Origin of the sequence: Rhodococcus sp. NKCM2511 (genome assembly GCF_014905595.1) — a bacterium.
GTDB lineage: Bacteria > Actinomycetota > Actinomycetes > Mycobacteriales > Mycobacteriaceae > Rhodococcoides > Rhodococcoides fascians.
The window spans coordinates 2645028-2669039 of record NZ_BNHJ02000001.1 but is presented as its reverse complement, the minus strand read 5'-3'; the positions used below and the strand labels follow the sequence as shown (position 1 = coordinate 2669039).

Here is a 24012-nt window from a genome sequence, read left to right as displayed (position 1 = left end):
ATGACCGAGGCCAGGCCCAGCAACTTCAGCGATCACCAGCTCGGCATCTACGCCGCCGGAATGTTCGCTCAGCAGACACCGTCGATCACCACCAACCTGGCAAGGCTGGAGGACCAGGCTGCCGAGAAGCTCTCGCCTGAGGCGCTCGGCTACATCGTCGCCAGCGCGGGCAGTGGCTCGACGGCGCGGGCGAACCGGGCCGCCTTCGACAGGTGGGCCATCACGCCGCGGATGCTGCGCAGCTCGGCCTCGCGTGATCATGCGTGCACCGTGCTCGGCACCGACATGCCTGCACCGCTGCTGATCGCTCCGGTGGGTATTCAGACTCTCGCCCATCCCGACGGTGAACTCGCGACGGTTCGCGCGGCTGCGGAACTCGGTGTGCCGTACATACATTCGACGCAGGCATCGCATTCCTTCGAGCAGATCGCCGAGGCGGGCGGAGATGCGCCGCGCTGGTATCAGTTGTACTGGCCGACGGACGAATCGGTACTGCTGAGCTTCCTGCAGCGCGCGAAGGACACCGGATTCACCACGCTGGTGCTGACGCTCGACACCACGTTGCTGGGCTGGCGGCCCGCCGATCTCGACCGCGGGTACCTCCCGTTCTTGGCGAACCTTGGCATCGAGAACTATCTGAGCGATCCGGCGTTCCAAGCCGGACTCGCTCAGCCCGTCGAGGAGAATCCCGTTGCGGCCGCCATGCATTGGGCGCAGATGTTCCCCAATCCCGGCCTGTCGTGGAAGAACCTGGCGTTCCTGCGCGAGCATTGGGACGGCCCGATCGTGCTCAAGGGCATCTGCACCGTCGGCGACGCCCGACAAGCGGCCGCCCAGGGAGTCGACGGCATCGTCGTCTCCAACCACGGTGGACGTCAGATCGACGGTGCCAGGCCGTCTCTCGACGCATTGCCGTCCATCGTCGAGGCTGTGGGCGACGAACTGACGATCCTGTTCGACTCCGGTGTGCGCACCGGTGCCGACATGGCCAAGGCGCTGGCGCTCGGTGCCGATGCGGTTCTTCTCGGCCGCCCGTTCCTGTACGGTCTCGCCCTCGGCGGGCAGGAGGGTGTTGCGCACGTATTGCGTTGCCTGCTGGCCGAATTCGACTTGGTGACCAGCCTGTCCGGCCATACCGGCGCGGGCGAGCTCGGTCGCGACTCGATCGAGGCGTCCTGATGGAGTGGACGAAGCACGCCATCTGGTGGCACCTGTACCCGCTCGGCTTCACCGGCGCTCCGGTGCACGGATGGGACGGTGAATCCCAATCGGATCTGCACCGGCTCAACAGAATCGAGAAGTGGCTCGACTACGCCCTCGAGCTCGGAGCCTCGGGCATCGCCCTGGGGCCGATCTTCGAGTCGGAGAAGCACGGCTACGACACGGTCGACTTCTACCATGTCGACGGTCGGCTCGGCACCGACGAGGACATCGACTCCCTGATCGCGGCGGCGCACGGTCGAGGCCTGAAGGTGATGTTCGACGGCGTCTTCAACCATGTCGCGCAGAGCTTCCCGAAGTTCCGTGAGGCTCTGGCCGAGGGCCCGGACTCCGAGGCCGCCGGATGGTTCCACCTCGACTGGTCCGGAGACGAGCCGACGCACCGCAATTTCGAGGGCCACGACGAACTGGTGGCGCTCAACCACGAGAGCCCGCATGTGCAGCAGTACGTCGTGGACGTGCTGTCGCATTGGCTCGAACGCGGCGTCGACGCCTGGCGGCTCGACGCGGCCTACGCGGTACCGCCACGCTTTTGGGCCGCGGTGCTGCCGAAGGTTCGTGAGAAGCATTCGGACGCATACTTTTTGGGCGAAGTCATCCACGGTGACTACGACCGGATCGTCTCGGCCTCCACGTTGGACTCGGTGACGCAGTACGAACTGTGGAAGGCGATCTGGAGTGGGCTGAGCGAGCTCAACTTCTTCGAGCTCTCACACGCCCTCGAGCGCCACAACGGGTGGCTCGACTCCTTCGTGCCCGCCACGTTCGTGGGAAATCACGACGTCAATCGCATCGCCAGCGTCATCGAGGACGAGCGGCATCTGCTGCACGCGTTGGTGGTTCTGTTCACCGTGGGCGGTATGCCGATGATCTACTACGGCGACGAGCAGGCCTTCCGCGGTATCAAGGAAGATCGGGTCGGCGGTGACGACGAGGTGCGTCCGGAATACCCGGAGACATCCGAGGATCTGGCCCCGTACGGCTGGCCGGTGTTCCGAATTCACCAGGAGCTCATCGGTGTACGACGTCGCAATCCGTGGTTGTACTCCGCGCGCACCGAGACGCTCGAGCTCACCAACACAGCACTGCTCTACCGCGTGTACGCGGACGACAATTCCATGACGGTGGCGCTTAACCTCGGCGACGAGGCCATCGACTACCCGGCCCAGGGCAGCGAAGTACTGGCCGGTGAGGCGCACCTGAACGACGGACGGGTAAGCGTTCCTCCCCACGGCTGGGCTGTCATCGGCTGATCGCTGCATACGGTTGTGTTCGGCTGTCTACGTCGAGCGCAAGAAAGCAGTAGAGAGACCTACAGGTACAGTCGACCGCGACACGGGGTGCCCGTCAGGGCTGAGATGACACCCGTCGAACCTGATCTGGTTAGGACCAGCGAAGGGAATGTCGTGATGTCTCGGTATTTCCTGTCCCTCGTGACGGTCCCGACCTCGAACGAGAGGCATAGCGCATGAGACTCGACGAGCAGACAGTGTTGATCACCGGCGGTGGACGCGGGCTGGGAGCAGCGATCGCCGCGGCGTTCGCCGGTGAGGGCGCACGTGTGGTGATCGACTACCGCACCAGCAAAGAGGCAGCGGAGGTGTTGGCGGACAGGCTCGGCGACCGTGCATTCGCGGTTCAGGGCGACGTGACCGACGAGAGCGCGGTGGCCTCGGTGTTCGACTCGGCCCGTGCGCACTTCGGCACCCCGATCACCACCGTCGTCAACAACGCACTGGCCGACTTCTCCTTCGACGGAGATGCTCGACCGAAGGCCGACACCATCACCTGGGAGCGGTTCGACGCTCAGCTGCGAGGCAGCGTTCGCGCGGCACTGCTCACCACGCAGGCGGCCTTGCCGGGAATGCGTGAGGCGGGCTTCGGTCGAATCATCAACGTGGGCACCAACTTGTTCCAGAATCCGGTGGTGGCGTACCACGACTACACCGCCTCCAAGGCCGCCCTGCTCTCACTGACGCGCACGTTGTCGGTGGACCTGGGCGTGGACAACATCACCGTCAACATGGTCTCGGGCGGACTGCTGCGCACCACCGACGCCAGTGCCGCGACCCCGGCCGAGGTGTTCGACTTCATCGCGGCCTCGACCCCGCTGCAACGCGTCACCACGCCCGAGGAGTTCGCCGATGCTCTGCTGTTCTTCGCCTCGCCGTGGGCGCGGTCGGTAACCGGTCAGAACCTCGTTGTCGACGGCGGTTTGGTCAAGAACTGATATGCACCTCAACGCGTTTCTGTACGGCTGCGGACATCACAGTGCAGCGTGGCGGCATCCCGATTCGCGAGTGGAGGACCTGGGCGATATCGCGTACTACGAGGAACTTGCGCAGCTGGCCGAACGGGGAAAGTTCGACGCGGTGTTCTTTGCCGACGGGCATTCCGTTCGCGACCCGGCCGGCGCAGGAACCTGGTTTCTCGAACCGATCACGGCGCTGTCGGCCATGGCCAGAGCGACCACCCACATCGGTCTGGTCACGACTGTGTCGTCGACGTTCTACACCCCGTTCCATGCCGCGCGCATGCTGGCGTCGTTGGACCACATCAGCGGCGGCCGAGCCGGCTGGAACGTCGTCACCTCGATGTTCGACGCCGAGGCACGCAACCACGGGATGGATGTCATCCCGGCTCGGGAGGAACGCTATGCCCGCGCCGAAGAATTCATCGATACGGCACTGGCACTCTGGGATTCGTGGGATCCCGATGCCCTGACGCTCGATCGGACGGGGATGTACGCCGACCCGGCCAAGGTGCACTCGATCGACCACGACGGCAAGCACTTTCGAGTCGACGGCCCGCTGACGGTACCGCGGTCGCCGCAGGGCAGGCCGGTGTTGTTCCAGGCCGGGGCGTCGGGCCCGGGTCGGGACTTGGCGGCGAAGTACGCCGAGGCGATCTATGCCGTCGCCTACGATCTCGTTGCCGCGCAGAGCTATTACGACGATGTGAAGGCGAGAATCGATCGAGCCGGTCGCGACAGTGCGACAGTGGGCATCATGCCGGGTTTGGTGACGTACATCGGATCGACGATGGAGGAGGCTCACCGGAAGAAGGCCGAACTGGACGTCTTGCTGCCGACGGAACAATCCCTGGCGATGCTCTCGACGTTCACCGGACAGGATTGTGCTGCCTGGGAAGTCGATGAACCCGTACCGCCGCTGCCACCTGCGGCCGAGTTCACGGGACCGCAGGGTCGGTACGAGACCATCCTGCGCATCGTCGAGAAGGACCGGCCCACCGTGCGTCAGTTGCTGGGCACCCTCGCGGCCGGTGGCGGGCACGCCACGATGATCGGCACACCGGATTCCATCGTCGACGAGATGGAATCGTGGATCGGCCGCGGTGCCGATGGATTCAACCTGATGTGCCCGCGCTACCCCGACTCACTCGCCGACTTCGTCGAACACGTGGTCCCGATCCTGCAGCAGCGCGGCCTCTTTCGATCCGAATACACGTCGTCCACGCTGCGCGGGCATCTGACCGTATGACCTGAAGGTTCAGTCCAGCGAGTCGATGAATTCTGTCGTCAATCGTGCGATGTCGTCCGCATGGGAGATCGGCGACCAGTGACCCGCCGGAATGTCGTTGCGCGTGAGGTTCTTCACCCACTTGCCGGTGTCGTCGTAGTGGTACGGCCGCACCGCGACGTCCTCGGTGTTGACGATGAGGTGCACGGGGATGTCGATGTACCGATCTCGCGGATTGGTCAGAATCGGAATGATGTTGGCGCGGTACAGGTTGGTGCCGTTGGTTGCGTCCGACCACAGCGTGGGGTTCTGGGTGACGAGCTTCGGATCGACGCCGGAAAATTCTTGTAGAAATGCCGGCCAGCCCTTGGCGAACTGTCGCTTGATGCGCAGCGTCGACAGGCCGGGGATGTGAAAGGTGACGGTGTACCAGGACGCTCGCGTCTGGGCGAGAACCTGCTTGATTCCGGCAAGAGTGGGACGACGCAGGCGCGACTGCGACCACTTACCCAGGTGATCGAGGTTCGGTCCCGAAATCGATGTGTACGAACGGATTCGATCCTTCGCCTGGGGCTGGGCTGCAGCCTCCCATACCTCGACGGCGCCCCAGTCGTGCGCGAGCACGTGAACGGGAGCGTCGGGGCTGACCGCATCTGCCACGGCATAGAAGTCCGCCGCCAACCGGGCCAACTTGTACGCCGACTGCTCGACCGGCACCGTGCTCTCGCCGGCTCCGCGCGAGTCGTAGCTGATCACCCGAAAACGGTCTTCGAGTTGCGGGACGATGTGGCTCCACAGTTCGTGAGTATCGGGCCACCCGTGAACGAGGACGATGGGTTCGCCCTCGGGGTTACCGCTCTCGAACACCGCCAGCCGAATGCCTTCGTTGACGACCGTCATGCGAACTGCGTTGCTGCTCACTGTCTTTCCGTTCTATAGATCGAGTACGAGACGGGCGCTTCGAGCGCGCGAGACGCAGATGAGCATGTGGTCGCGCTGCTCTTCCGGGGTCAATCGCGATTCCAGGTGTTCGGGCTCGCCGGCGAGCACACGCACCTTGCAGGTACCGCAGAAGCCCTGTTGGCACGAGTACGCGATATTGGGCTTCTGCTGCTTGACGGCCGTGAGCACGGAGGCGTCGGCGGCGACGTCGAGCACGGCTCCACTGCTGATCAGCTGCACCTCGAACGGTGTGCCGTCGAGGATCGGCGGCGGGCCGAAGCGTTCGAAATGCAATGCGGTGGCGGCGCATTGGCGGAAGTCGCGGCGGACGGCGTCGAGCATGGGGGTAGGACCGCAGCAGTAGACCGCACCGCCTGCGGGTGCGCGCTCGAGCAATTCACCCTCGGTGGGGTACCCGTGCACGTCGTCGGTCCGGACGAACACGCGATCCGATTCCCAGCTCTCGATCTCGTCGAGAAAAGGCATCGTGTCCCGGGAGCGACCGCAGTACACGAACTGCCAATCCATCCCGAGAATCCGTGCGGCACGGACCATCGCGATGATGGGGGTGATGCCGATGCCGCCGGCGACGAACAGCGCGCTGCCCTCGGCGACGAAGGGAAAGCCGTTCCGTGGGCCGCGTACGGTGACCTCGGTTCCGGGCTCGAGTGCATGCATCTCGATGGATCCACCTGCGCCGGTGGGGATTCGGCGCACGGCGATCCGGTAGCAACTACGGTCGGACGGATCGCCGCACAGCGAGTACTGCCGACGGCGACCCGACGGCAGATGTAGATCGAGGTGGCAGCCGGGATGCCAGGTCGGCAGCTGCTCCCCCGTCGGCGAGGCGAGGGTCAGAGCGGCGACGTTCTCGTCCTCGGCGATGATCTCGCGGTCGACGACCACCAGCCGCAGCGCGGAATCGGGATTGTGGCCGGCTACCGCGTCGTCGTACTCCTTGCCGGCAGTCGCATGCATGTAGCCGTTGAGGAACGTTCCGAGCATCTGCATCGAGCGATCGGCGCGAGGGCGTCCGCGGAGATCCGGTGGCGCGTCCTTGGGCAACAGCCGCGGAACGCGACCCGTCGAGAGCTTCACCGCGCCGCAGCCTGCGCGGCCGGGGACGACGCCAGGTAGCGCACGGCCTGAGCCGTCGAGCCTTCCTGGCTCGGGTGATACGACTTCTTCAGGTAGCGAGACATACTGCGGCCGACGTGCGTCAGCGCCGGCAGCGTGCCGCGGCGAACAGACTTGCGCCACAGGGCCGATCGGGGCTTGCGGACCGACTTCGGGGCGCTCTGCAGCTCGGGGTCGTTCTTCATCAGGAAGATGATGCCGCGCATCCAGATGTACCCCATCAACGGAACGACCACGACGAACGTGCGCAGGCGACGTACCTCGCGCTTGTCGAAGTAACGAAGGGTGTCGTACGCAACCGAGCGGTGTTCCACTTCCTCGGCACCGTGCCACCGCAGCAGATCGAGCATCGTCGGATGGATGCCGGCGCGGTCGAGACCGTCGGCATTGAGTACCCAGTCACCGAGGAACGCCGTCACGTGCTCGATGGCTGCGATCAGGGCCAGCCGCTCGACGAGGTTGTTCTTCGATCGCAGACTCGTCACCGAATCCGATCCGAGGACCTTGCCGAAGGCCCATTCCATCTGATCGGTGAACGGAGTGGGGTCGAGTCCGTTGTTCTGCAGATGCACGAGGACGCCGGTATGAGCCTCGGCGTGTACGGCTTCCTGCCCGATGAAGCCGATGACGTCGTCGCGCAGCTTCTCGTCGTCGATGTAGGGCAGGGCCTCTTTGAACGTGTCGACGAACCAGTGCTCGCCGGCCGGGAGTAGTAGATGCAGCACGTTGAGGACGTGCGTGGTGTACGGATCGCCGGGCACCCAGTGCATCGGCAGATCGCTCCAGTCGAACTTGACGTTCCTGGCCTGAAGCATCACTTCGCCTGGGTCCGATGCGACGGCGTTGCGCTCGTTCATCGAGTCGACCTCCTCCACGTCAGCACTGTGGCCGCTGCCACAGTACGCGACTTAGTATAAACATCGGTTACAGGTAAAAGGAACCATGTCGGTAGACAGTGAGAGACTTGTGCGATGACCGACCCCTCCCCAGCGGCTGTTCCCCCGAGCAGCGTGCCCGTGGCCTGGCCCACCGAGTGGCCCGTCGATGTGCGTCGAATCGCGGACGCCACAGTCGATGCCCTTGCTGCTGTCGTGGCGCAGGATCCGATCGCGTTCGACGAGGCCGTCGAACTGTTGGACCGCTCGGACGCGGCCAAGGCCGGGAACGTGCATGCGGAGATGGTACGGAGTTTGCTCGAAGAGGTATACAGCGATGGCTTGACCGGGGAGAACGTTCAAGACGTACTGGGCCGGACCGTTCGGGGGGCAGGCTGGCTGCCGAGCTTGGACATCGCCGGATTCGTCGAAGTGCTCACCGGCGCGCTGGGTGTGACGGACGTCGACGAACAGTCACGTTCGCGGCCGCGGCCTGCACATGCTCTGTTGGTGGTGGCGGATCTGCTCGCGGTTCGGCGAAGCCGCGCCGAGACGTATGTGCGCCGCGCACTCGCCGAGATTCACCGCGCGCAGACAGTGGAGATGCCCTAGCGAGATCTTCGCCTCTCTTGCGCCGATGCTAGAGAGTCGTAGAAGGCACTACCGACGCCGACGACGAACTCGAAGTTATGGACACTTTTCGACGGATTCTCGTCCCCAACTTCGAGTTCGCGGCGTCGGACGTGGCTATCGATGCAGCAGATTGGCCCCGGCGACGATGGCCCGGATGGACGACAGGGTTGCGTCGGGCTCGATGGACATCGACCATTCGCGGCGACCGTCGTGCTCGGCCAGGACGAAGGTGGCGGTCTCGTCGCCGATGCGCTGCTGGTGGAACGAGAGGATCTCGATGCGGAATCCGGCGTCGTGGAGCATCGATGTCAACGCCTCGATCGGTCCGTATGTTGTTGCGGCACAAGCGAAAATGGTGTCACCGATACCGAAGGTGGCGTCGAACGACATCTTGCCCCCGGTGGCCCCAGTGCCGGACCAGGAGCCCAGCCGAAGAGGGCCGGTGGTGGGCGAGAAGCGGTCGACGAAGGCCGCCCACGACATGTGTTGCCCGGAGATCTCGTCGCGCATCGTGCGCGGCAGGGCGCAGCCGAAACGGGCATGGAACGGATCGGTGGCGTAGGTGGAAGCAAGTGAATTCATGAGGGTGGTCCTGGCGAATGTGAAGGGAGGACCGAGAGAGCACGACGACCCGCAGCGAGGGGTCGGTCCGAATCAGACCCCGCTACGGCGGCGTACTACGAGAATGCGCTTCACGGAGCCGACAGTAGCCCCGGCCTCGGGCGTCCCGCAAGTATCGAACGAATACGGATCTCTAGGACACGAGCTAGATGTCCGCATATATCGCACGATTCGTTGTAACTTTGGCCCCATGGACCCCGTGCGTAACCCTTACGCTCCCGGCGCAGGCCAGCGCCCACCCGAGCTCGCCGGTCGAAAGAAGCAGCTCGACGCCTTCGACGTCGTCCTCGAACGCATCACCCGCGGCAGACCGGAACGCAGCGTCGTGCTCACTGGGCTGCGCGGCGTCGGCAAGACGGTGCTGCTCAACCACCTCCGATCCGCGGCCATCGCGCGCGGCTGGGGCACCGGCAAGATCGAAGCTCGGCCGGACCAGGAACTGCGCCGGCCCCTGTCGTCGGCGCTGCACATGGCGGTACGCGGCATTGCGGCCTCGCATCGAGACCCTGAACGCGTCGACGAGTTTCTCGGCGTCCTCAAGGCCTTCGCGCTGCGCGCCACCGCGGACAAGGGGATGCGCGAGCGGTGGCAACCGGGCATCGACGTCCCGGCGAAGACTGGCCGCGCCGACTCCGGTGACATCGAGATCGACCTCGTCGAACTGCTGCTCGATGCCTCCGCGCTGGCCGGGGACGTGGGTGTGGGTATCGCCATCTTCATCGACGAGATGCAGGACCTCGGGCCCGCAGACATCTCCGCACTGTGCGCGGCCTGCCACGAACTCAGTCAGGACACCGCGCCGCTGATCATCGTCGGGGCCGGACTACCGCACCTACCGGCTGTGTTGTCGGCATCGAAGAGTTACTCCGAGCGCCTGTTCAGCTACCACCGAATCGGCAGGCTCGAGCGAGCCGCAGCAGACCTCGCGTTGATCGCGCCGGCCGACCGCGAGGATGTCGAATTCACCCCCGAGGCACTCGACGCGCTGTACGCAGCCGCCGATGGCTACCCCTACTTCGTGCAGGCCTACGGCAAAGCGACCTGGGATCTCGCCGCCGACAGCCCGATTTCCGCCGAGGACGTGCGTGTTGCCGCTCCGACAGCGGAGGAGGAACTGGCCGTCGGATTCTTCGGTTCGCGCTACGAACGCGCGACGCCCGCCGAACGCGAATACATGCGCGCGATGGCCGAACTGTCGGTGGACGACGGTTCGGTGCCGACTTCGGCCGTGGCCACCGAGCTCAAACGCAAGCCGGCATCACTGTCGCCTGCCCGCGACGGCTTGATCAAGAAGGGCCTGATCTACTCGGCCGAGCGCGGCACGATCGCGTTCACGGTGCCGCATTTCGGGCGCTACCTGAGAGCGCAAACCGACGAGCCCGCCGCGGTCTGAGGCGTCGACGCTACGACTGCGCTCGCGCCCCGGTCAGCTTCTCGAGGCGGCGGACCGCGGTGCGATCGGTCCGGTCGACGTTGACGAGGCTCGGGTCGCCGTCGTAGAAGTCCATCAGGCGCTGATCCATCACCTTGCGCCACAAGGGCGGAACCATCGAGCAGAAGATCATCACCGCGTATCCGGCCGGGAGTTGCGGAGACTCGTCGACGGTTCGTAGTGCTTGGTAGCGGCGCACCGGATTGGCGTGATGGTCGCTGTGACGTTGCAGGTGGTAGAGAAACAGGTTGCTCCACAGGTGATCGCTGTTCCAGCTGTCGCGGTGCGAGGGCTTGGCGTAGCGCCCGTCCGAACGCCTGGTGCGCATCAGGCCGTAGTGCTCGAGGTAGTTCGCCGCCTCGTACAGGACGATGGCGATGCCGGCCTGAATCAGTAGGTACGGCAAAACGATCCAACCGAACACTGAGATCAGTGCCCCGAACAGAACGATGCTCATCGCGGCCGCGTTGAAAAGGTTGTTGCGCAGCGTCCACGGTGACGAGCCCGACCGCGCGAGTCGACGGGTTTCGAGATCCCAGGCCGAATGCAGACCGTGGATCATCGTGCGTGGCAGAAACTTCCAGAACGATTCACCGAATTTCGCCGACGCCGGATCCTCGGGGGTGGCGACGCGCAGATGGTGGCCGTGGTTGTGCTCGACGTAGAAGTGGCCGTACAGCGTCTGCGCCAGAGTGACTTTGGAGAGCCACCGCTCGACGTTCTCGCGCTTGTGCCCCAGTTCGTGCGCGGCATTGATGCCGACGCCGCCGACGACGCCCACGGTGACGGCCAGACCGATCCTCTCCGGTGCGCCGAGTGGGCCGTGGGCCCACAGGTAACACGCGGCCACCAGGCCGGCGTACTGCAGCGGGAGGAAGAGGTAGACGCACCACCGGTAGTACTTGTCTTTGTCGAGTGCTGCGAGAGCCTCGTCGGGTGGATTGCTGCGATCGACGCCCGCGAACTTGTCGACCAACGGCAGCGCGATGCCCATGATCATCAGCCCGAGTGCCCAGAATGCGCCGGGTCCGAGGAGTGACACCAAGCCCCACGCCAGGAACGGGCTCAGCGGAATCGTCAGGCCGAGCGGCCAGAGATAACGCTTGGGATCGCGCCACGTCGGCGAGGCCCCTGCGGCGTCCTTGTCGGGCATGCGTGAACTCACTCCTGATCTTCGAGGCTGCCCACGCGGTACGAGGGGGTGCGGTGGTGGTCTGTCACAAGTACATCGCCACGCCTCTGAGGATAGTTACCTAGACGAATCTGTGGGGTTCGAGCGATGGGCCGTCGAAGGCGTCGCGGTCCTTGTACGGTGACCGAATGCAGCATGTCGAGTCGTCGTTCGCCGGGGTACACGGAACTCGTATCGTCTACGACGTCTGGACCCCGGACGCCGCCGCCGATAATTCCCCTACCGGCGTTCTGGTGCTGGCCCATGGCCTGGCCGAGCACGCAGGACGGTACCGACACGTGATCGAGCGGCTCGGCTCGCTCGGCCTCGTCGTCTACGCACCCGACCACCGCGGGCACGGGCGATCCGGCGGCAAGCGAGTCTCCTTGGCGAAATGGTCGGACTTCACCGACGACCTGCACACACTGTTCTCGATCGCGGCTGAGGAGCACCCCGGCAGCCGCACCTTCCTCCTCGGACACAGCATGGGCGGTGCCATCGCACTGTCCTACGCCCTCGACCATCAGGGTGATCTGGACGCACTGATGCTGTCCGGGCCTGCGGTCAACCCGTCCGTGGGCCAGCCGAAAGCGTTGGTCGCGGTGGGTGCAGTACTCGGCAGGTTCCTGCCGTCGCTGCCGGTGCTGAAACTCGACCCCAACGACGTCTCCCGCGACAAGGCCGTCGTCGACGCCTATGTCGCCGATCCGCTGGGCTATCACGGCAGCGTCACGGCCGGGCTCGCTGCAGCACTGTTGCAGGAGAGTCGTACGTATCCCGCCAGATTGCCGTCCCTGACCATTCCGGTGTTGCTGCAGCACGGAACCGCGGACCGGTTGGCCGACGTCTCGGGCAGCGAGCTGATCGCCGAACTGGCGGGATCCGAGGACCTGACCTTGAAAACCTACGACGGGTTGTTCCACGAAGTCTTCAACGAGCCGGAGCAGGAACGCGTGCTCGACGACCTGATCACGTGGTTACGTCCGCGGGTCGGCGGCGGGGCTGTAAGTTCCTGACGGGTCCAGCGGAAGAACGGGGTTACGACCATGGCCAGACGAGCGCTCGTATTGGGCGGCGGCGGTGTAGCGGGCATTGCGTGGCAAACAGGCGTCCTTCTGGGACTGGCCGAGGCCGGGGCCGATGTCAGCGACGCCGAGATGTTGCTCGGAACGTCGGCCGGTTCTTCGGTGGCCGCTCAGATCTCGAGCGGCACCCCGGTGTCGAAGTTCTTCGAGCGTCAGGCGGACGAGTCGAAGCAGGACAACGAGCCACACGCCGAGGCCACCATCGACGAGCTCGTCACCATGTTGGCCCGAGCAGCCCAGAACTCGGACGGCAGTGCGCTGGACACCCGCAGGCGCATCGGTGCCGAAGCTCTGGCGACAGCGACGATCAGCGAACGGGAACGACGAGCCATCATCGCCCGTCGACTGACGACGCACTCGTGGCCCGACCGTGATCTGCGGATCGTCACCGTGGACGCCCTGACGGGGCGCCATCGAGTACTGGACCGGGGATCGGGCGTCGAGCTCATCGACGCCGTGGCCGCGAGTTGCGCGATCCCGGGCATGTGGCCGCCGGTGACGATCGGCGATCACCGCTACGTCGACGGCGGTATCCGTGCGAGCGAGAACGCCGATCTGGCGGTGGGTTTCGAGAAGGTGCTGGTGCTCAAGGTCGGTGCACTCGACCTGGAAGGCGACCCCTTCGAGGTCGAACGGGGAAAATTGGTCAAGGGCGGCTCGAAGGTGGAAGTGATCGTTCCCGACGCGGCTTCGTCGGCTGCGATCGGACCCGACCCCACCGACATCGCCGTGCGCGCAGCGGCGGCAACAGCGGGCCGGGCGCAGGGCGCCGCCATCGCCGAGCGTATCGCCGATTTCTGGGTGGGCTGAGACCCGCGAACGGGACTCAGCCGAACAGGGCCGCGCCGTTGCTCCAGCACACGGCGCGAACCCACTCGTCGCCGAGTCCGAGACGGGTCACCGCCTGCAGCGCGTCCAGGTAGGGGTACGGGATGTTCGGAAAGTCGCTCCCGAACAGAATGCGATCCTGCAGGTCCAACAGCCGCGGCATCTCGTGCCGGGGAAACGGCGCAGCGGCTTCGGAGAAATCCGTGAAGGCCATGGTGGTGTCCAGACGTACGTTCTCGTATCGATCGGCCAGATCGAGAAAGTCGACGTACTCGGGCATGCCCATGTGCGCGACGATCAGCGGTAGCGTCGGAAACCGCTGCAGCAGAGCGGCGATCGGCTCGGGGCCGGTATACGAGCCGGGTGCCGGTCCGGAGCCGCAGTGGATGACCACCGGAATCTGCGCATCCGAAATGGTGCCCCAGACGCCGTCGAGCAGCGGGTCGTTGGGCGAGTAGTTCCCGACCTGGATGTGCGACTTGAAGATTCGAGTTCCGTTCGTCACCGCCTGCTCGACGTACTGCGTGGCTCCGTCCTCGGGATAGAACGTCGCAGTCTGCAGGCAATCGGGGGTGCGGGCCGCGAAGTCGGCACCCCAGGAGTTCAGCCAGGCCGCCATCGCAGGTTTGTGCGGGTAGATCATCGACGTGAATCGCCGCACGCCGAACCCTCGAATCACCTGCAGTCGTCGGTCTTCGGCGAAGCGGTACGAGATGGGCCAGACGCTGCCCGTCAGCGGGCCGGCGCTGTCGAAGTAGCTCCACACCTTGTCCATCACGTTCTTCGGCATGAAATGCGTGTGGACGTCGAACAGGCCGGGCAGCGACAACTCGGTCCAGAACGCGACGATGCGTTCGGTCTCCTCCGCGAGTTCGGCGTCGGAGCGAGGGTGCTCAGCGTGCGACATGCGCGTCGAACCACTCGAGGGTCTTGGTCCACGCGTCGCCTGCGGCTGCGGCATCGAACACGGCAGGGCGGTCGTCGCAGTGGAAGCCGTGCTTGCCGTGGGGGTATCGGGTGATCTCGGTGCCGACCGGTGCCGTGGCGGTGATCTCCCGCAGTGTCTCGACGTCCTGGAACGGAATGCCCTCGTCCAGATCTCCGAAGAAGCCGTGCCACGGTGTCTGGAGAGCGTCGCCCACCGAGGCCATCGCGGGATAACCGAAGCGGCCCTTCGTGATTCCGCCACCGTAGAACGTGGCGGCCGCACCGAGTTGCCGTCGAACCGCAGTATGGAAGGCCACGGTCCCGCCCATACAGAAACCGACGATCGCGATGGACGAGGGCTCGAACCCCAGTTCGGCCAGCGCACTCGCTGCTGCGTCCACGTCGGAGTCCACCTCGTCCGCCTCGAGTTTTCCGATGGCCGCCATGGCGGAATCCATGTCCGAGTAGTCGAGCACGCTCACCCCCTCCTGCCGGTGGAACAGATGCGGAGCCACGGCTACCCAACCCGCCGCAGCCGCGCGGTTGCAGACGTCGACGATGTGGTCGGTGACCCCGAAGGCTTCTTGGATGACGATGATGCCGCCGCGGGCGGTGCCGTCGGGCGAGACAACGGTGAGGGGAGTGGTGTTCACCCCTCGATTGGAGCACATCACCAGGAGTGGATGCCGGTAGCGGCGGTGAGTACGGCAGTTTTGTACCGTGGCAGGCAGGGAACGATCCCGACCGAGAGGACACTTCATGCGCGCGGTACAGATCTCCAGTCTCGATGGACCCGATTCGGTGACCGTTGCCGATATCGACGAACCCACCGCGCGTGACGGGTCGGTGGTCATCGAGGTCAGGGCCGCGGGCGTCGCGTTTCCCGACGCGTTGCTCACCCGTGGGCTGTACCAGTACAAGCCCGAGTTGCCGTTCGTTCCGGGCAGCGAGATCGCCGGCATCGTGCGGTCGGCTCCGGCCGATTCCGGCTTCTCGGCCGGAGACCGCGTGGCAGCGTTGACGGGGCTCAGCGACGGTATGGCAGAAGTCGCCGTCGTCTCGCCCGACATGGTGTTCGCGTTGCCCGAGTCCGTGTCGCTCACTGCGGGCGCGGGCTTGCTGTTCAACGATCTGACGGTGCACTTCGCGTTGCGCGAGCGCGGCCGCTTGGCGCAGGGCGAGACGGTGTTGGTGCACGGCGCGGCGGGCGGGATCGGAACCTCCGCTCTGCGAATGGCTCCGGTGCTCGGGGCAGCACGGGTGATCGCAGTGGTGAGCTCGGAAGCAAAGGCAGACATCGCGCGAGCCGCCGGAGCCACCGACGTCGTACTGGTCGACGGCTGGAAGGACGCGGTCAAGGAGCTGACCGGTGGCCGTGGCGTCGACGTGGTCGTCGATCCGGTGGGCGGTGACCGATTCACCGACAGCATCCGTTCGCTCGCGCCGTCGGGCCGAATCCTGGTGCTGGGCTTTACCGGTGGCGAGATCCCGACCGTCAAGGTCAACCGTTTGCTGCTGAACAACGTTGATGTCGTCGGCGTCGGCTGGGGTGCATGGTGGATGACGCGCCCCGGCTACCTGGCCACTCAGTGGGCCGAGATCGAGCCGCTGCTCGCGGACGGTTCGCTCGTGGCTCCCGAGCCGTCCGTCTTCCCCGTCTCCGACGCGGCAGCAGCGATCGCCTCGCTCGAAAACCGAACGGCAGCAGGCAAAGTGGTACTCGACTTCAGTCTGTGATCGGGTGCGCGGGCTGCCGGATCACTCCGGCAGCTCGATGCCCCGTGCCTCGGACAGCGCCGCGATCTCGGCGGGAAAGACGTTCTTGAACACGAACGGGTCGGTGCCCAACGCCCAGTTCGGTGCGAGTTCGATGGCATACCTCTCGAAGTAGCCGAGCTGCTTGGCCACCAGGATCAGTTCCTCGGGGCTCGACGTCTTGTACTGCTTGCCCATGCCGACCAACGCCCGGATGAAGTCCGCCAGGCTGAAGTGGGCGAGGGTGGCCGAGAGCATCGGCGCGAACACCGACTGCAGAATCGCGCCGACTTCGGCGTCCGAACCCATCTGCGGGGCAACGATTCCCAGACGTTTGACGGTACCGGCGAGGCGGGTGAAGTCGCCGTCGATCACCGTGGCGTGGAAGAGGTCGAGCAACAACGCGCGCCACTGCTCGTCCACCTCGCCCATGACGCCGAAGTCGAGAAAGGCCACTCTGCCGTCGTCGAGCACCCAGACGTTTCCCGCGTGCACGTCGCCGTGGAACAGGCCGTGCAGTACCAGGGCCTCCATCCAGACCTTGGCGGCACGGCGAACGATCAGCTCCGATTGCTCACCGGGCCGGTACCGGTCCAGCGGCGAGCCGTGCATGCGTTCCATGCAGATCACGCGTCCACCGCAGTAGTCGAGAAACACCTCGGGTGCGGTGACGTGCTTGTTGTCGCCGAATGCCCCGATTGCACTGCGAAAGCTGTGCTGGCGCTTGGCTTCCACTGCGCTGTCGAGTTCCGCGAACGTCGCGGCGTGCAGGTCGACGATGATGGCCGACGCGTTGGCCGTGGCAAAGAACGGAATGAACTTCTCGAGACCGCGCGCGATGAGATATGCGATTCGCAGGTCGATCTTCATGCGGTGGTAGATGCCTCGCCGCTGCACCTTCATGACCACTTCGCGGCCGTCGTCGCGGCGCACACACAGGTGCACCTGGGCGACCGACGCCGACGAGAGCGGTACGTCGTCGAACGAGGAGAACAACTCGTCGACGCTCCGGCCCAGGTCTGCCTCGATCACCGCGCGGGCCTGCGACCCGGGAAACGGCGGCACCTCGTCCAGGCATCGCAGACAGGTGTCGGCGAGGACCTTGGGAAACAGTCCGGGCGACGAACCCATCAGTTGCCCCACCTTGACGAAGGTGGGGCCGAGCACGAAGAACGCGTCGACGACGGCCTTGGAGGCGTGAACCGGCCAGCCGCGCCGCGGCGCACGAACCCAGCGGCCGATGGCGATGAACTGAAAGTACGTCAGCACCGATCCGATCACGATGAGTCGCAACAACTCTCGTATCCCGAAGGTCTTCAGCTCGGGTGCCGGCTTCGGCGTCGTGTCGTCAGGTGTCATGCGTGCACTCCCTCCGACACGCGTGCGGCCGAGGCTTCGAGTCGGGCCAACACCCGGTCGAATCGTGTGGCATCGTCGAAAGCCCTTGCCAGCACCAACGCCCCCTGGATTCCGGCCACGATCTCTTCGGCCAGCTCGGCCGCCGAGTCGCCGTGTCCGAGCCGCTGCAGCACCGGAGTGAGTGCCTCGATCCACTGGGTGAAATGCGCGGCGACACGGCTGGAGAAAGCGGCACGCTCGAGCCCGAGCGTGAACGCGCCGAACAGGCACACCAGGCGATTGGACCGAAAATAGCGGGCGGTCTGCTGAAACATGTCGTGGGTGGTCGACGCCGCGTCGTCTCCGTGCCGCAGCGGCTCGAAGACGTTGTGGTGGAACCACAGCTCGACGTCGTCGAGGACTGCCTCGGCCATTTCCTGCTTTCCCCGCGGAAAGTAGTGGTAGAGACTGCCTTTGCCGAGTCCGGTGCATCTGCTGATGACCGCGAGGGACGACCCGTCGAACCCGTGGTCGCGGAACACTCCTGCGAGTATCGGCACCACGTCGTGGCGATCGCTCATGAGCCGGTACTGTACCAATCGGTACAAGTCCGGTGCATCGGGGTCGCCGGGAGTGGAGCCTGCGGAATGACCCAGCTCTCGGGAGTGGAGCCTGCGGAATGACCCGTTGACGTGGGGGCAGTGAATACTGCAGTGGTGAAGCGATCTACAGTTCTGGCCGCCGCGGCGTTTCTGGTCGGTGGGTGTACCTACCTCGCTGCCGAAGCGGTTTCGGCGCTGGGCTGGACCGACCGACCGTACAGCTACGCGCGCAACAACATCAGTGACCTCGGGATTCCGGACATCTCACCGTGGCACCCGGTGATGAACATCGGCTTCGTGGTGGACGGGGCTCTGTTCGCCTTGGCGGGTCTGGGTCTGTCGGTGTTGTTCGAGGGTCGAGCGCGCTGGATCGTGCTGGGCACGTCGGTCGTGCACGGCGTCGGCAGCATCGTCGTCGGGCTCGCGCATGCTTCGGTCGACGGAGCATCGACTCCCCATGCAGCGGGCGCGGGTATGGCGATCATCGGTGGAAACCTGGTGCTCCTGGCTGCAGGCCGGTACGGCGGACGCGTCGGCGCACCTCGGTGGTACACGGCGGCCAGCGGCGTCGCCGGTGTCGCGGGGCTGGCCGGTTTCGCATTGTTTCTCGCCGATACCGGCATCCTCGGCGGTGGAGCGTTCGAGCGGATTTCCGTCTACACCATCATCGGATGGGAGATCGTCACCGGTGCAGCACTTCTCGCGCGGGCCCGGCTATCGAAAGTTCGGTGATTGCTTGGCGAGGAAGGCCCGTACGCCCTCTCGGCCGTCGGCCGACTCGAAGGCTTCCTCGAACACCGGCAGTGCGCGTCGTGCCGGTTCGTGTGGTGACTGCCCGAACGTGAGCGCGAGAGCTCGTTTGTTCGCGTGCACGGCCGAGCGGGACTTCGCGGCCAGCACGTGTGCCAGGTCCAGTGCCATCGACAAGGACCCACCGCGTGGAGCCACCCTGTTGATCAGACCCCATTCCAGAGCGGTCTCGGCAGAGATGGGCTCGCCGAGCAACACCAGTTCGGCTGCGCGCGACTGACCCACCCGCCGCAACGCACGCATGGTCCCGCCACTGCTGGGGACGAGCCCCAGATCGATCTCGGGCAAGCCGAGGCGGGCACCCGCGTCGGCAACGACGAGATCGCAGCACAGCGCCATCTCGAGCCCACCGCCCAGGGCGAACCCGTCGATCGCTGCGACCGTCGGGAGCGGTAGGTCGGCCAGTAATTCGAGGGTCGCGTTCTCGACATTGCTCTTGCGTTCGAGGACGTCGCCTGCCGCCTGCATCGCGGGCATTTCGGAGATGTCCGAACCGGCACTGAACACCCGGTCGCCGGTGAGCACGACGGCCCGGACGGAGGAGTTCTCGGCCAGCTCGCGAAGCATCGCCCGCAGACGTCGCGTCGCAGGCTGGGTCAAGGCGTTCACCGGGGGGTTGCTCAGCGTGATCTGTGCGACGGCCTGGTGTGGAAAGGACAGGACGGGTGACGACTCGGTGGGCATGAAAGAACCGTAGAGCGTTGACCTGGCGATTGGGAGTCTGCCACGACGGCATGTACCGTGGGTATCACCCGACGCGGGGTGGAGCAGCTCGGTAGCTCGCTGGGCTCATAACCCAGAGGTCGCAGGTTCAAATCCTGTCCCCGCTACTACGAAGATCAGGTCCGGCACCGATGGTGCCGGGCCTGATTTCTTTTCTGGGTTCGCCGGGATGGCTCCGGTCAGGGCTGAAGTCTGAATTGCACGACGGCCGTGACGTTTTCGATCGCGTCGTCGAGTGCCTTCAAGCGCGACGGGGCGTCCGGTGCCGACAGGATGTCGAGTCGGTCGGACTGGCCCATCGGGATCAACGAGGCCAGTGACCAGATCTTCTCGGCGGCCGAAATCGGGAGGCTCAGAAAATCCGGAACGCCCGGCGTCACGATGTCCCCGGAGGATTCGAGCCGACCGATCAGCTCGTACAGGTCCTCGACCTTGGCCCAGGTGGCGGCGAATTGCGTGTCGGCGATGACGGCATCGACGTCTGCGTCGGGCCATGCGCGAACGTCGGCCAGTGGGTAGGGGTCGTCCGGGAGCCACGCGTCGATGCGGATCCGTTCGCCTCCGACGCATTCGAGCAGATACCTGCCGTCTCCGATGGCCTCGTGACCGATGATGTGGGCGATCGTCGCCACGTCGTGTCGGACGTCGCCGCCGCCTGCTTCGTGTCCCCGGGCAATGAGAACGACGCCGAAACGGGGATCGTCCATCTTCAGACAGTCCTGTACCAGTGCCTGGTATCGCGGCTCGAAGATGTGCAACGGGAGACGTTCGCCCGGCAGCAACACGCTGCCGAGCGGAAACATCGGGATGACGCTCACGGGCGCTGCAGCGGCATGGCTGCCGGGGTGATCTCCGTCGGCGCGCCGGTGTCCGCGTCGCTCGAGTCGGTGTGGTTGGCGGCCAAGAACTCGTCCAGTAGCCGGAAGAAGAAGTCCGGCTCGTCGAGCTGCGGGAAGTGGCCGGCGTCGGGAAAGATCTCGACGCGACTGTTGGGTACCTCGCGTCGGATGTTGTCCGCATGCTTGGCGGGAATCATGCGGTCCTTACCGCCCCAGATCAGCAGCGAGGGAATGGACTCGAACTTCTCGAAATGCTGCTTGGCGCTGACGGTTTGGCCGCGAGGACCCACGACGGCCCGCGTCGACGCCAGAAATGCCTCCCGCGTCGACCGGTCTGCGACCGATCGGAACGAGCGCCACGTCTCGGCCATGCTGGGGCCGGGCTCTACCGGAACCCCCCACTTGCCCAGTCGAGCCAGCACACCTTCGGTGTTCCTTCGGAACCAATCCGAGGCCAACATCGGAAGCACCAGTTCGCTGCCGGGTAGCGTCGCGGCCTTGAGTAGCAGGCTCACCTCCGGGCCGAGCCCGCCGCTGCTGACCAGCACGAGGCGATCGACCCGTTCGGGAAAGAGGTACGTCATCTGCATGACGATGCCGCCGCCGAGCGAGTGGCCGACCAGTGGTGCCGAGTCGATGTTCAGATACTCCATCAGGTCGCGGATGGTGGCCGCGTGCGAACTGAGCGAATAGTCGCCGGACGGTTTGTCGGAGTCACCGTGCCCGAACAGGTCGGGTGCGATCACCCGATACCGGTCCGACAGTCGCTCGATCTGCGGGCCCCAGGACTTATGCGATCCGAGCAGCCCGTGGACGAGAATCACGGGCGGCCCGTCGCCGATATCGACGTACCGCAAGACGTCCTTGTGTAGTTCCACCGACTGCAGTTCGTACGATGCGCTCATGGTCGACCTCCCTGTCTCGGTTCGGGCCGGTGGCTCGGCTAATTAGCCGTCCGGCACAAACGTACAAGCTGTGCCGCCACCGCGACAGGCCGTCGCGGGTGATATTCCCAGTCAGCGCGCGTTGTCGACGGTGTCGTCGATGATGTCGGCCAGTTCCTTCGCCATCGGTCCGCGCAACATGTTCGCGTGGTGGCCGGTGATATCGACGAACGTCAGCTCGCCGTGAGCGACTGCTCGCCACGACCGGAGGTCCTTGACGTTCTCGGTGGTGCGAACCACAGTCATCGACCCCGACCACGGAGTCGGCACATGCTTGTTCAACGCCACGTACCCGATGCTGGCGAACACCAACCATTCCATGGTCGTCGGATACCGCAGCAGCCCAGCGAATTGCATACGCAGCCACAGCGCGGCCGTACCGACACGGCCCAGATGGAAGCCGGCGTCTTCTCTGGTCGGTGCGGGCGGCGCTGCCGGGACAGACGTACCCCCGGGAAGCCGGTCCAGGAGATGACGGAACAGCCGGGTGTCGAGAAGTAGCAGATGCGGGGTACCGACGCCGGAATCTCTGATCTTCTCTGCCATCGCGATGGCGATCCAGCCGCCGAGCGAGTGGCCGACAAGATGGAACGGGCCGTCGGGGGCCACCGTCCGGATCGCGTCGACATACCGTGCCGCAGTGGCTCTGATGGTCCGGTCCGGTCGCCCGCGTGTGCCTCGGCCGTGTGCCTGCAGGGCATAGACGGGACGGTCTGCGTCGAGGTGCTTGACCAGATCGAGAAACGCCATCGCGCCCACGCCGGCACCACCGATCAGGAAGATCGGAGCTCCGGTACCCCCGGTGCGCAGCGGGACCAGAACGTCGTGGACACCGGACGAGCTCCGACGTGCGGCGGCGGTGTCGCGAAGCCGAGCGTCGACGGTGGTCGCCAGCGTTCGCACGGTGGTCGACGCGAACACGTCCTGCGGATCGAGGTCGATCTTCAGGTTCTCGCGCAAGTGGGCGAGCATCGCCGTCATGGTCAGCGAGTTGCCACCGAGTTCGAGGAAATCCTCGTCCCGCCCGATGGCGTCCAGTCCGAGTGCAGTGCGAGCGGCCTCCGCGACGATGTATTCGGTGGGGCCGACCGCGGTGCGTTCGACGCGTCGGTCGGACGGCTCGGGCAGTGCTCTGCGGTCGATCTTGCCGCGTTCGTTGCGGGGCATGGCGTCGAGCGCGACGAGGTGGGTGGGCACCATCCATTCCGGCAGGGTTCGGCGCAGGGCGGCCCTGATGTCGGCCTGGCTCGCCCGGACGGTGCGGTCGGAGCAGATGTACGCGACGAGGTCGGTATCGGCGCCGGATCTCCTGCCGATCACCACGGCATCGTCGATGTTCGGCAGCGCGCGCAGTGCTGCCTCCACCTCGGCCGGTTCGACGAGGTAGCCGCGTACCTTGACTGCGTCGTCGATGCGCCCGGCGAGCTGCAATGTTCCGTCCTGATCGAACCGGCCCAGGTCGCCGGTGCGGTAGCGGAACAGGCCGTCGCCGAGGGCGGCGAATTTCTCCGAGTCCACGCCGACATCCTCGAGATAGCCGTCGGCCAGGCACGCCGACGTGACGCGCACCTCGCCGATGACGTCGGGTTCGCACGGGGAGCCGTCGGCAGCAACGACCTCGACGAGCTTTCCTGCGACGGGAGTGCCCGCGGGCAGAAAGCCGGACGGTAGCGCACGGTCGAGGGGGTACTCGCTGAACGCGACGGCCCCGGCCTCGGTGGTCGCGTACCAATTGACGAGTGTGGCGCGGTTGTCGGAAGCCAGGCGGAAGCGGCGCGCGTCGTCGGCGTGCAGTGATTCCCCGTAGGTGGTGACGACGCGCAGCGTGGGTACGGTGACCTGGCCCGCGACGGCGCGCAGCAGCGACGACGAGCAGTGCAACGTGGTCAGCGAGTGCTCCGATACCCACTCTGCGATGCTGCCGACCGTGCCGGATCGAGGGTCACGGCAATGAACGGTGGCACCGCTGAGCAGCCCGGCGAACAGAGTGTTCAGGCCCGCGCCGAAACTGACGGGAAGGGCATCGCCGACGCGATCGTGGGTGCCCAACCCCAGCGCGGTCGACACCTCGTACGCCTTGGTCAGGCACATGCGATGACTGAGTACGACGCCTTTGGGCGTACCCGTGGATCCGGACGTGTAGTTGATCACCGCGGTGTGGCCGCCCGAGACCGTCGGCAGCGGTACGCAGGAATCGACCGCTGCGTCGACGGTCGTCGAATCGAGGGTCGAGGCCTTGGCCTGTTCGACGATGCGGTCGCGGCGCTCGTGGGGGAGTTGCGGATCCAGCGGAACCAATGGGTGGCCTGCAGCGATGACGGCCAGCATCAGCACGATCGAGTCGACCGACGCGTCCGCCTCGACGGCGAGGGGCCGGTGATCGGACGGGCGCAGGGCAGCGATCTTGCGTGCCTGCGAATACACGCGATGCAGCAGCTCGTCGAAGGTCAGTGACGTCCCTGCCGCGTGCAACGCGGCTGCGTCCGGCATGGCGTGCGCTACCTCGCGGTAGCGAGCCATCAGCGTGTCGCGGCCGTCGGGACGACACAGCGGGGCGAGCGCGGATCGCGTCGGCACAGGTTCCGTCGACACAGCTCGACTCGACACAGGTCCCGTCGGCACAGATCGGCTCGACACAGATACCGTCGGC

Annotated in this window: 23 protein-coding genes, 1 tRNA gene and 1 riboswitch; of the genes, 11 read left to right on the top strand and 13 right to left on the bottom strand. The window is 65.6% G+C overall.

Annotated elements, in window-relative coordinates:
• From JLZ96_RS12305 to JLZ96_RS12290, 4 genes are all read left to right on the top strand, one after another.
• Positions 1 to 1179, top strand: coding sequence for an alpha-hydroxy-acid oxidizing protein (locus JLZ96_RS12305; RefSeq protein ID WP_201010248.1), 1179 nt, complete (start codon positions 1 to 3; stop codon positions 1177 to 1179).
• Complete coding sequence (locus JLZ96_RS12300; protein WP_201010247.1) at positions 1179 to 2474, top strand: alpha-amylase family glycosyl hydrolase; 1296 nt, start codon at positions 1179 to 1181, stop codon at positions 2472 to 2474. Before JLZ96_RS12305 ends, JLZ96_RS12300 begins: the two co-directional genes overlap by 1 nt.
• 73 nt (positions 2475 to 2547) lie before the next feature.
• Positions 2548 to 2640: riboswitch (TPP riboswitch) on the top strand.
• Between the two features lie 49 nt (positions 2641 to 2689).
• Positions 2690 to 3451 (top strand): 3-oxoacyl-ACP reductase, encoded by a 762-nt coding sequence (locus JLZ96_RS12295; RefSeq protein WP_201010246.1) that lies wholly within the window; start codon positions 2690 to 2692, stop codon positions 3449 to 3451.
• A 1-nt stretch (position 3452) separates the two neighbouring features.
• Positions 3453 to 4721: an LLM class flavin-dependent oxidoreductase gene (locus tag JLZ96_RS12290; protein ID WP_201010245.1), complete on the top strand. Its 1269-nt coding sequence runs from the start codon at positions 3453 to 3455 to the stop codon at positions 4719 to 4721.
• Between the two features lie 9 nt (positions 4722 to 4730).
• On the opposite strand, the gene JLZ96_RS12285 is transcribed toward JLZ96_RS12290, so the two are convergent.
• Genes JLZ96_RS12285 through JLZ96_RS12275 form a run of 3 tightly spaced genes read right to left on the bottom strand, consistent with a single transcriptional unit; the run spans position 4731 to position 7636 of the window.
• A complete protein-coding gene (locus tag JLZ96_RS12285; protein WP_374758035.1) occupies positions 4731 to 5621 on the bottom strand; it encodes an alpha/beta fold hydrolase in 891 nt (296 codons plus the stop codon).
• A gap of 12 nt (positions 5622 to 5633) precedes the next feature.
• Complete coding sequence (locus JLZ96_RS12280) at positions 5634 to 6740, bottom strand: PDR/VanB family oxidoreductase (protein WP_201010244.1); 1107 nt, start codon at positions 6738 to 6740, stop codon at positions 5634 to 5636.
• Positions 6737 to 7636 (bottom strand): metal-dependent hydrolase, encoded by a 900-nt coding sequence (locus JLZ96_RS12275; protein ID WP_027495186.1) that lies wholly within the window; start codon positions 7634 to 7636, stop codon positions 6737 to 6739. The genes JLZ96_RS12280 and JLZ96_RS12275 overlap by 4 nt, the downstream gene beginning before the upstream one ends.
• Before the next feature lie 114 nt (positions 7637 to 7750).
• On the opposite strand from JLZ96_RS12275, the gene JLZ96_RS12270 reads away from it, so the two are divergent.
• Positions 7751 to 8266 carry a hypothetical protein gene (locus tag JLZ96_RS12270; RefSeq protein ID WP_201010243.1) on the top strand — a complete coding sequence of 172 codons (516 nt, stop codon included), beginning with the start codon at positions 7751 to 7753 and terminating at the stop codon, positions 8264 to 8266.
• A gap of 135 nt (positions 8267 to 8401) precedes the next feature.
• On the opposite strand, the gene JLZ96_RS12265 is transcribed toward JLZ96_RS12270, so the two are convergent.
• On the bottom strand, positions 8402 to 8869 hold the full coding sequence (locus JLZ96_RS12265) for a 2-isopropylmalate synthase (protein WP_027495188.1): 468 nt from the start codon (positions 8867 to 8869) through the stop codon (positions 8402 to 8404).
• A 229-nt stretch (positions 8870 to 9098) separates the two neighbouring features.
• On the opposite strand from JLZ96_RS12265, the gene JLZ96_RS12260 reads away from it, so the two are divergent.
• A complete protein-coding gene (locus JLZ96_RS12260; protein ID WP_032367752.1) occupies positions 9099 to 10301 on the top strand; it encodes an ATP-binding protein in 1203 nt (400 codons plus the stop codon).
• A 10-nt stretch (positions 10302 to 10311) separates the two neighbouring features.
• Here JLZ96_RS12260 and JLZ96_RS12255 read toward each other — a convergent pair whose 3' ends face one another.
• A complete protein-coding gene (locus JLZ96_RS12255) occupies positions 10312 to 11493 on the bottom strand; it encodes an alkane 1-monooxygenase (RefSeq protein WP_201010242.1) in 1182 nt (393 codons plus the stop codon).
• Between the two features lie 167 nt (positions 11494 to 11660).
• Between JLZ96_RS12255 and JLZ96_RS12250 the strand changes: the two genes are divergently transcribed.
• Together JLZ96_RS12250 and JLZ96_RS12245 are read left to right on the top strand one after the other, a co-directional pair.
• Positions 11661 to 12527, top strand: a complete 867-nt coding sequence (locus JLZ96_RS12250; RefSeq protein ID WP_027495190.1) for an alpha/beta hydrolase — start codon at positions 11661 to 11663, stop codon at positions 12525 to 12527.
• 30 nt (positions 12528 to 12557) lie between these two features.
• A complete protein-coding gene (locus JLZ96_RS12245; RefSeq protein ID WP_201010241.1) occupies positions 12558 to 13406 on the top strand; it encodes a patatin-like phospholipase family protein in 849 nt (282 codons plus the stop codon).
• Between the two features lie 16 nt (positions 13407 to 13422).
• On the opposite strand, the gene JLZ96_RS12240 is transcribed toward JLZ96_RS12245, so the two are convergent.
• Entirely contained in the window at positions 13423 to 14331 is a 909-nt protein-coding gene (locus JLZ96_RS12240; RefSeq protein WP_201010240.1) for an amidohydrolase family protein, read from the bottom strand.
• Positions 14318 to 15004 carry a dienelactone hydrolase family protein gene (locus JLZ96_RS12235; RefSeq protein ID WP_230592064.1) on the bottom strand — a complete coding sequence of 229 codons (687 nt, stop codon included), beginning with the start codon at positions 15002 to 15004 and terminating at the stop codon, positions 14318 to 14320. The genes JLZ96_RS12240 and JLZ96_RS12235 overlap by 14 nt, the downstream gene beginning before the upstream one ends.
• 106 nt (positions 15005 to 15110) lie before the next feature.
• On the opposite strand from JLZ96_RS12235, the gene JLZ96_RS12230 reads away from it, so the two are divergent.
• Positions 15111 to 16088 (top strand): NADPH:quinone oxidoreductase family protein, encoded by a 978-nt coding sequence (locus tag JLZ96_RS12230; RefSeq protein WP_201010239.1) that lies wholly within the window; start codon positions 15111 to 15113, stop codon positions 16086 to 16088.
• A gap of 21 nt (positions 16089 to 16109) precedes the next feature.
• Here JLZ96_RS12230 and JLZ96_RS12225 read toward each other — a convergent pair whose 3' ends face one another.
• Both JLZ96_RS12225 and JLZ96_RS12220 read right to left on the bottom strand, forming a co-directional pair.
• A complete protein-coding gene (locus JLZ96_RS12225; protein WP_027495195.1) occupies positions 16110 to 17465 on the bottom strand; it encodes an AarF/ABC1/UbiB kinase family protein in 1356 nt (451 codons plus the stop codon).
• Positions 17462 to 18025, bottom strand: coding sequence for a TetR/AcrR family transcriptional regulator (locus JLZ96_RS12220; RefSeq protein WP_201010238.1), 564 nt, complete (start codon positions 18023 to 18025; stop codon positions 17462 to 17464). Before JLZ96_RS12220 ends, JLZ96_RS12225 begins: the two co-directional genes overlap by 4 nt.
• Before the next feature lie 135 nt (positions 18026 to 18160).
• Here JLZ96_RS12220 and JLZ96_RS12215 point away from each other — a divergent pair, with 135 nt between their 5' ends.
• Positions 18161 to 18778 carry a DUF998 domain-containing protein gene (locus JLZ96_RS12215; RefSeq protein ID WP_201010237.1) on the top strand — a complete coding sequence of 206 codons (618 nt, stop codon included), beginning with the start codon at positions 18161 to 18163 and terminating at the stop codon, positions 18776 to 18778.
• Here the strand turns inward: JLZ96_RS12215 and JLZ96_RS12210 are convergent.
• The gene (locus tag JLZ96_RS12210; RefSeq protein WP_201010236.1) at positions 18761 to 19540 is read right to left on the bottom strand and encodes an enoyl-CoA hydratase/isomerase family protein; all 780 of its coding nucleotides are present in this window, start codon (positions 19538 to 19540) and stop codon (positions 18761 to 18763) included. The genes JLZ96_RS12215 and JLZ96_RS12210 overlap by 18 nt on opposite strands.
• 72 nt (positions 19541 to 19612) lie before the next feature.
• Here JLZ96_RS12210 and JLZ96_RS12205 point away from each other — a divergent pair.
• Positions 19613 to 19686: transfer RNA gene (locus JLZ96_RS12205), tRNA-Met, on the top strand.
• A gap of 72 nt (positions 19687 to 19758) precedes the next feature.
• Here the strand turns inward: JLZ96_RS12205 and JLZ96_RS12200 are convergent.
• The 3 genes from JLZ96_RS12200 to JLZ96_RS12190 form a co-directional block, all read right to left on the bottom strand.
• Positions 19759 to 20397 carry an LON peptidase substrate-binding domain-containing protein gene (locus tag JLZ96_RS12200; RefSeq protein WP_027495199.1) on the bottom strand — a complete coding sequence of 213 codons (639 nt, stop codon included), beginning with the start codon at positions 20395 to 20397 and terminating at the stop codon, positions 19759 to 19761.
• Positions 20394 to 21323 (bottom strand): alpha/beta fold hydrolase, encoded by a 930-nt coding sequence (locus JLZ96_RS12195; protein ID WP_032401005.1) that lies wholly within the window; start codon positions 21321 to 21323, stop codon positions 20394 to 20396. Before JLZ96_RS12195 ends, JLZ96_RS12200 begins: the two co-directional genes overlap by 4 nt.
• Positions 21324 to 21434: 111 nt before the next feature.
• Positions 21435 to 23954, bottom strand: coding sequence for an alpha/beta fold hydrolase (locus JLZ96_RS12190; protein WP_236253924.1), 2520 nt, complete (start codon positions 23952 to 23954; stop codon positions 21435 to 21437).
• Positions 23955 to 24012: the final 58 nt, after the last annotated feature.

What these genes read in the sequence shown, in the direction of transcription:
- JLZ96_RS12195 (WP_032401005.1), bottom strand. Translation starts at nt 21,323, where the DNA reads ATGAGCGCATCGTACGAACTGCAGTCGGTGGAACTACACAAGGACGTC.
- JLZ96_RS12260 (WP_032367752.1), top strand. Translation starts at nt 9,099, where the DNA reads ATGGACCCCGTGCGTAACCCTTACGCTCCCGGCGCAGGCCAGCGCCCA.
- JLZ96_RS12245 (WP_201010241.1), top strand. Translation starts at nt 12,558, where the DNA reads ATGGCCAGACGAGCGCTCGTATTGGGCGGCGGCGGTGTAGCGGGCATT.
- JLZ96_RS12250 (WP_027495190.1), top strand. Translation starts at nt 11,661, where the DNA reads ATGCAGCATGTCGAGTCGTCGTTCGCCGGGGTACACGGAACTCGTATC.
- JLZ96_RS12295 (WP_201010246.1), top strand. Translation starts at nt 2,690, where the DNA reads ATGAGACTCGACGAGCAGACAGTGTTGATCACCGGCGGTGGACGCGGG.
- JLZ96_RS12220 (WP_201010238.1), bottom strand. Translation starts at nt 18,025, where the DNA reads ATGAGCGATCGCCACGACGTGGTGCCGATACTCGCAGGAGTGTTCCGC.
- JLZ96_RS12230 (WP_201010239.1), top strand. Translation starts at nt 15,111, where the DNA reads ATGCGCGCGGTACAGATCTCCAGTCTCGATGGACCCGATTCGGTGACC.
- JLZ96_RS12225 (WP_027495195.1), bottom strand. Translation starts at nt 17,465, where the DNA reads ATGACACCTGACGACACGACGCCGAAGCCGGCACCCGAGCTGAAGACC.
- JLZ96_RS12300 (WP_201010247.1), top strand. Translation starts at nt 1,179, where the DNA reads ATGGAGTGGACGAAGCACGCCATCTGGTGGCACCTGTACCCGCTCGGC.
- JLZ96_RS12240 (WP_201010240.1), bottom strand. Translation starts at nt 14,331, where the DNA reads ATGTCGCACGCTGAGCACCCTCGCTCCGACGCCGAACTCGCGGAGGAG.
- JLZ96_RS12265 (WP_027495188.1), bottom strand. Translation starts at nt 8,869, where the DNA reads ATGAATTCACTTGCTTCCACCTACGCCACCGATCCGTTCCATGCCCGT.
- JLZ96_RS12305 (WP_201010248.1), top strand. Translation starts at nt 1, where the DNA reads ATGACCGAGGCCAGGCCCAGCAACTTCAGCGATCACCAGCTCGGCATC.
- JLZ96_RS12275 (WP_027495186.1), bottom strand. Translation starts at nt 7,636, where the DNA reads ATGAACGAGCGCAACGCCGTCGCATCGGACCCAGGCGAAGTGATGCTT.
- JLZ96_RS12290 (WP_201010245.1), top strand. Translation starts at nt 3,453, where the DNA reads ATGCACCTCAACGCGTTTCTGTACGGCTGCGGACATCACAGTGCAGCG.
- JLZ96_RS12210 (WP_201010236.1), bottom strand. Translation starts at nt 19,540, where the DNA reads ATGCCCACCGAGTCGTCACCCGTCCTGTCCTTTCCACACCAGGCCGTC.
- JLZ96_RS12270 (WP_201010243.1), top strand. Translation starts at nt 7,751, where the DNA reads ATGACCGACCCCTCCCCAGCGGCTGTTCCCCCGAGCAGCGTGCCCGTG.
- JLZ96_RS12255 (WP_201010242.1), bottom strand. Translation starts at nt 11,493, where the DNA reads ATGCCCGACAAGGACGCCGCAGGGGCCTCGCCGACGTGGCGCGATCCC.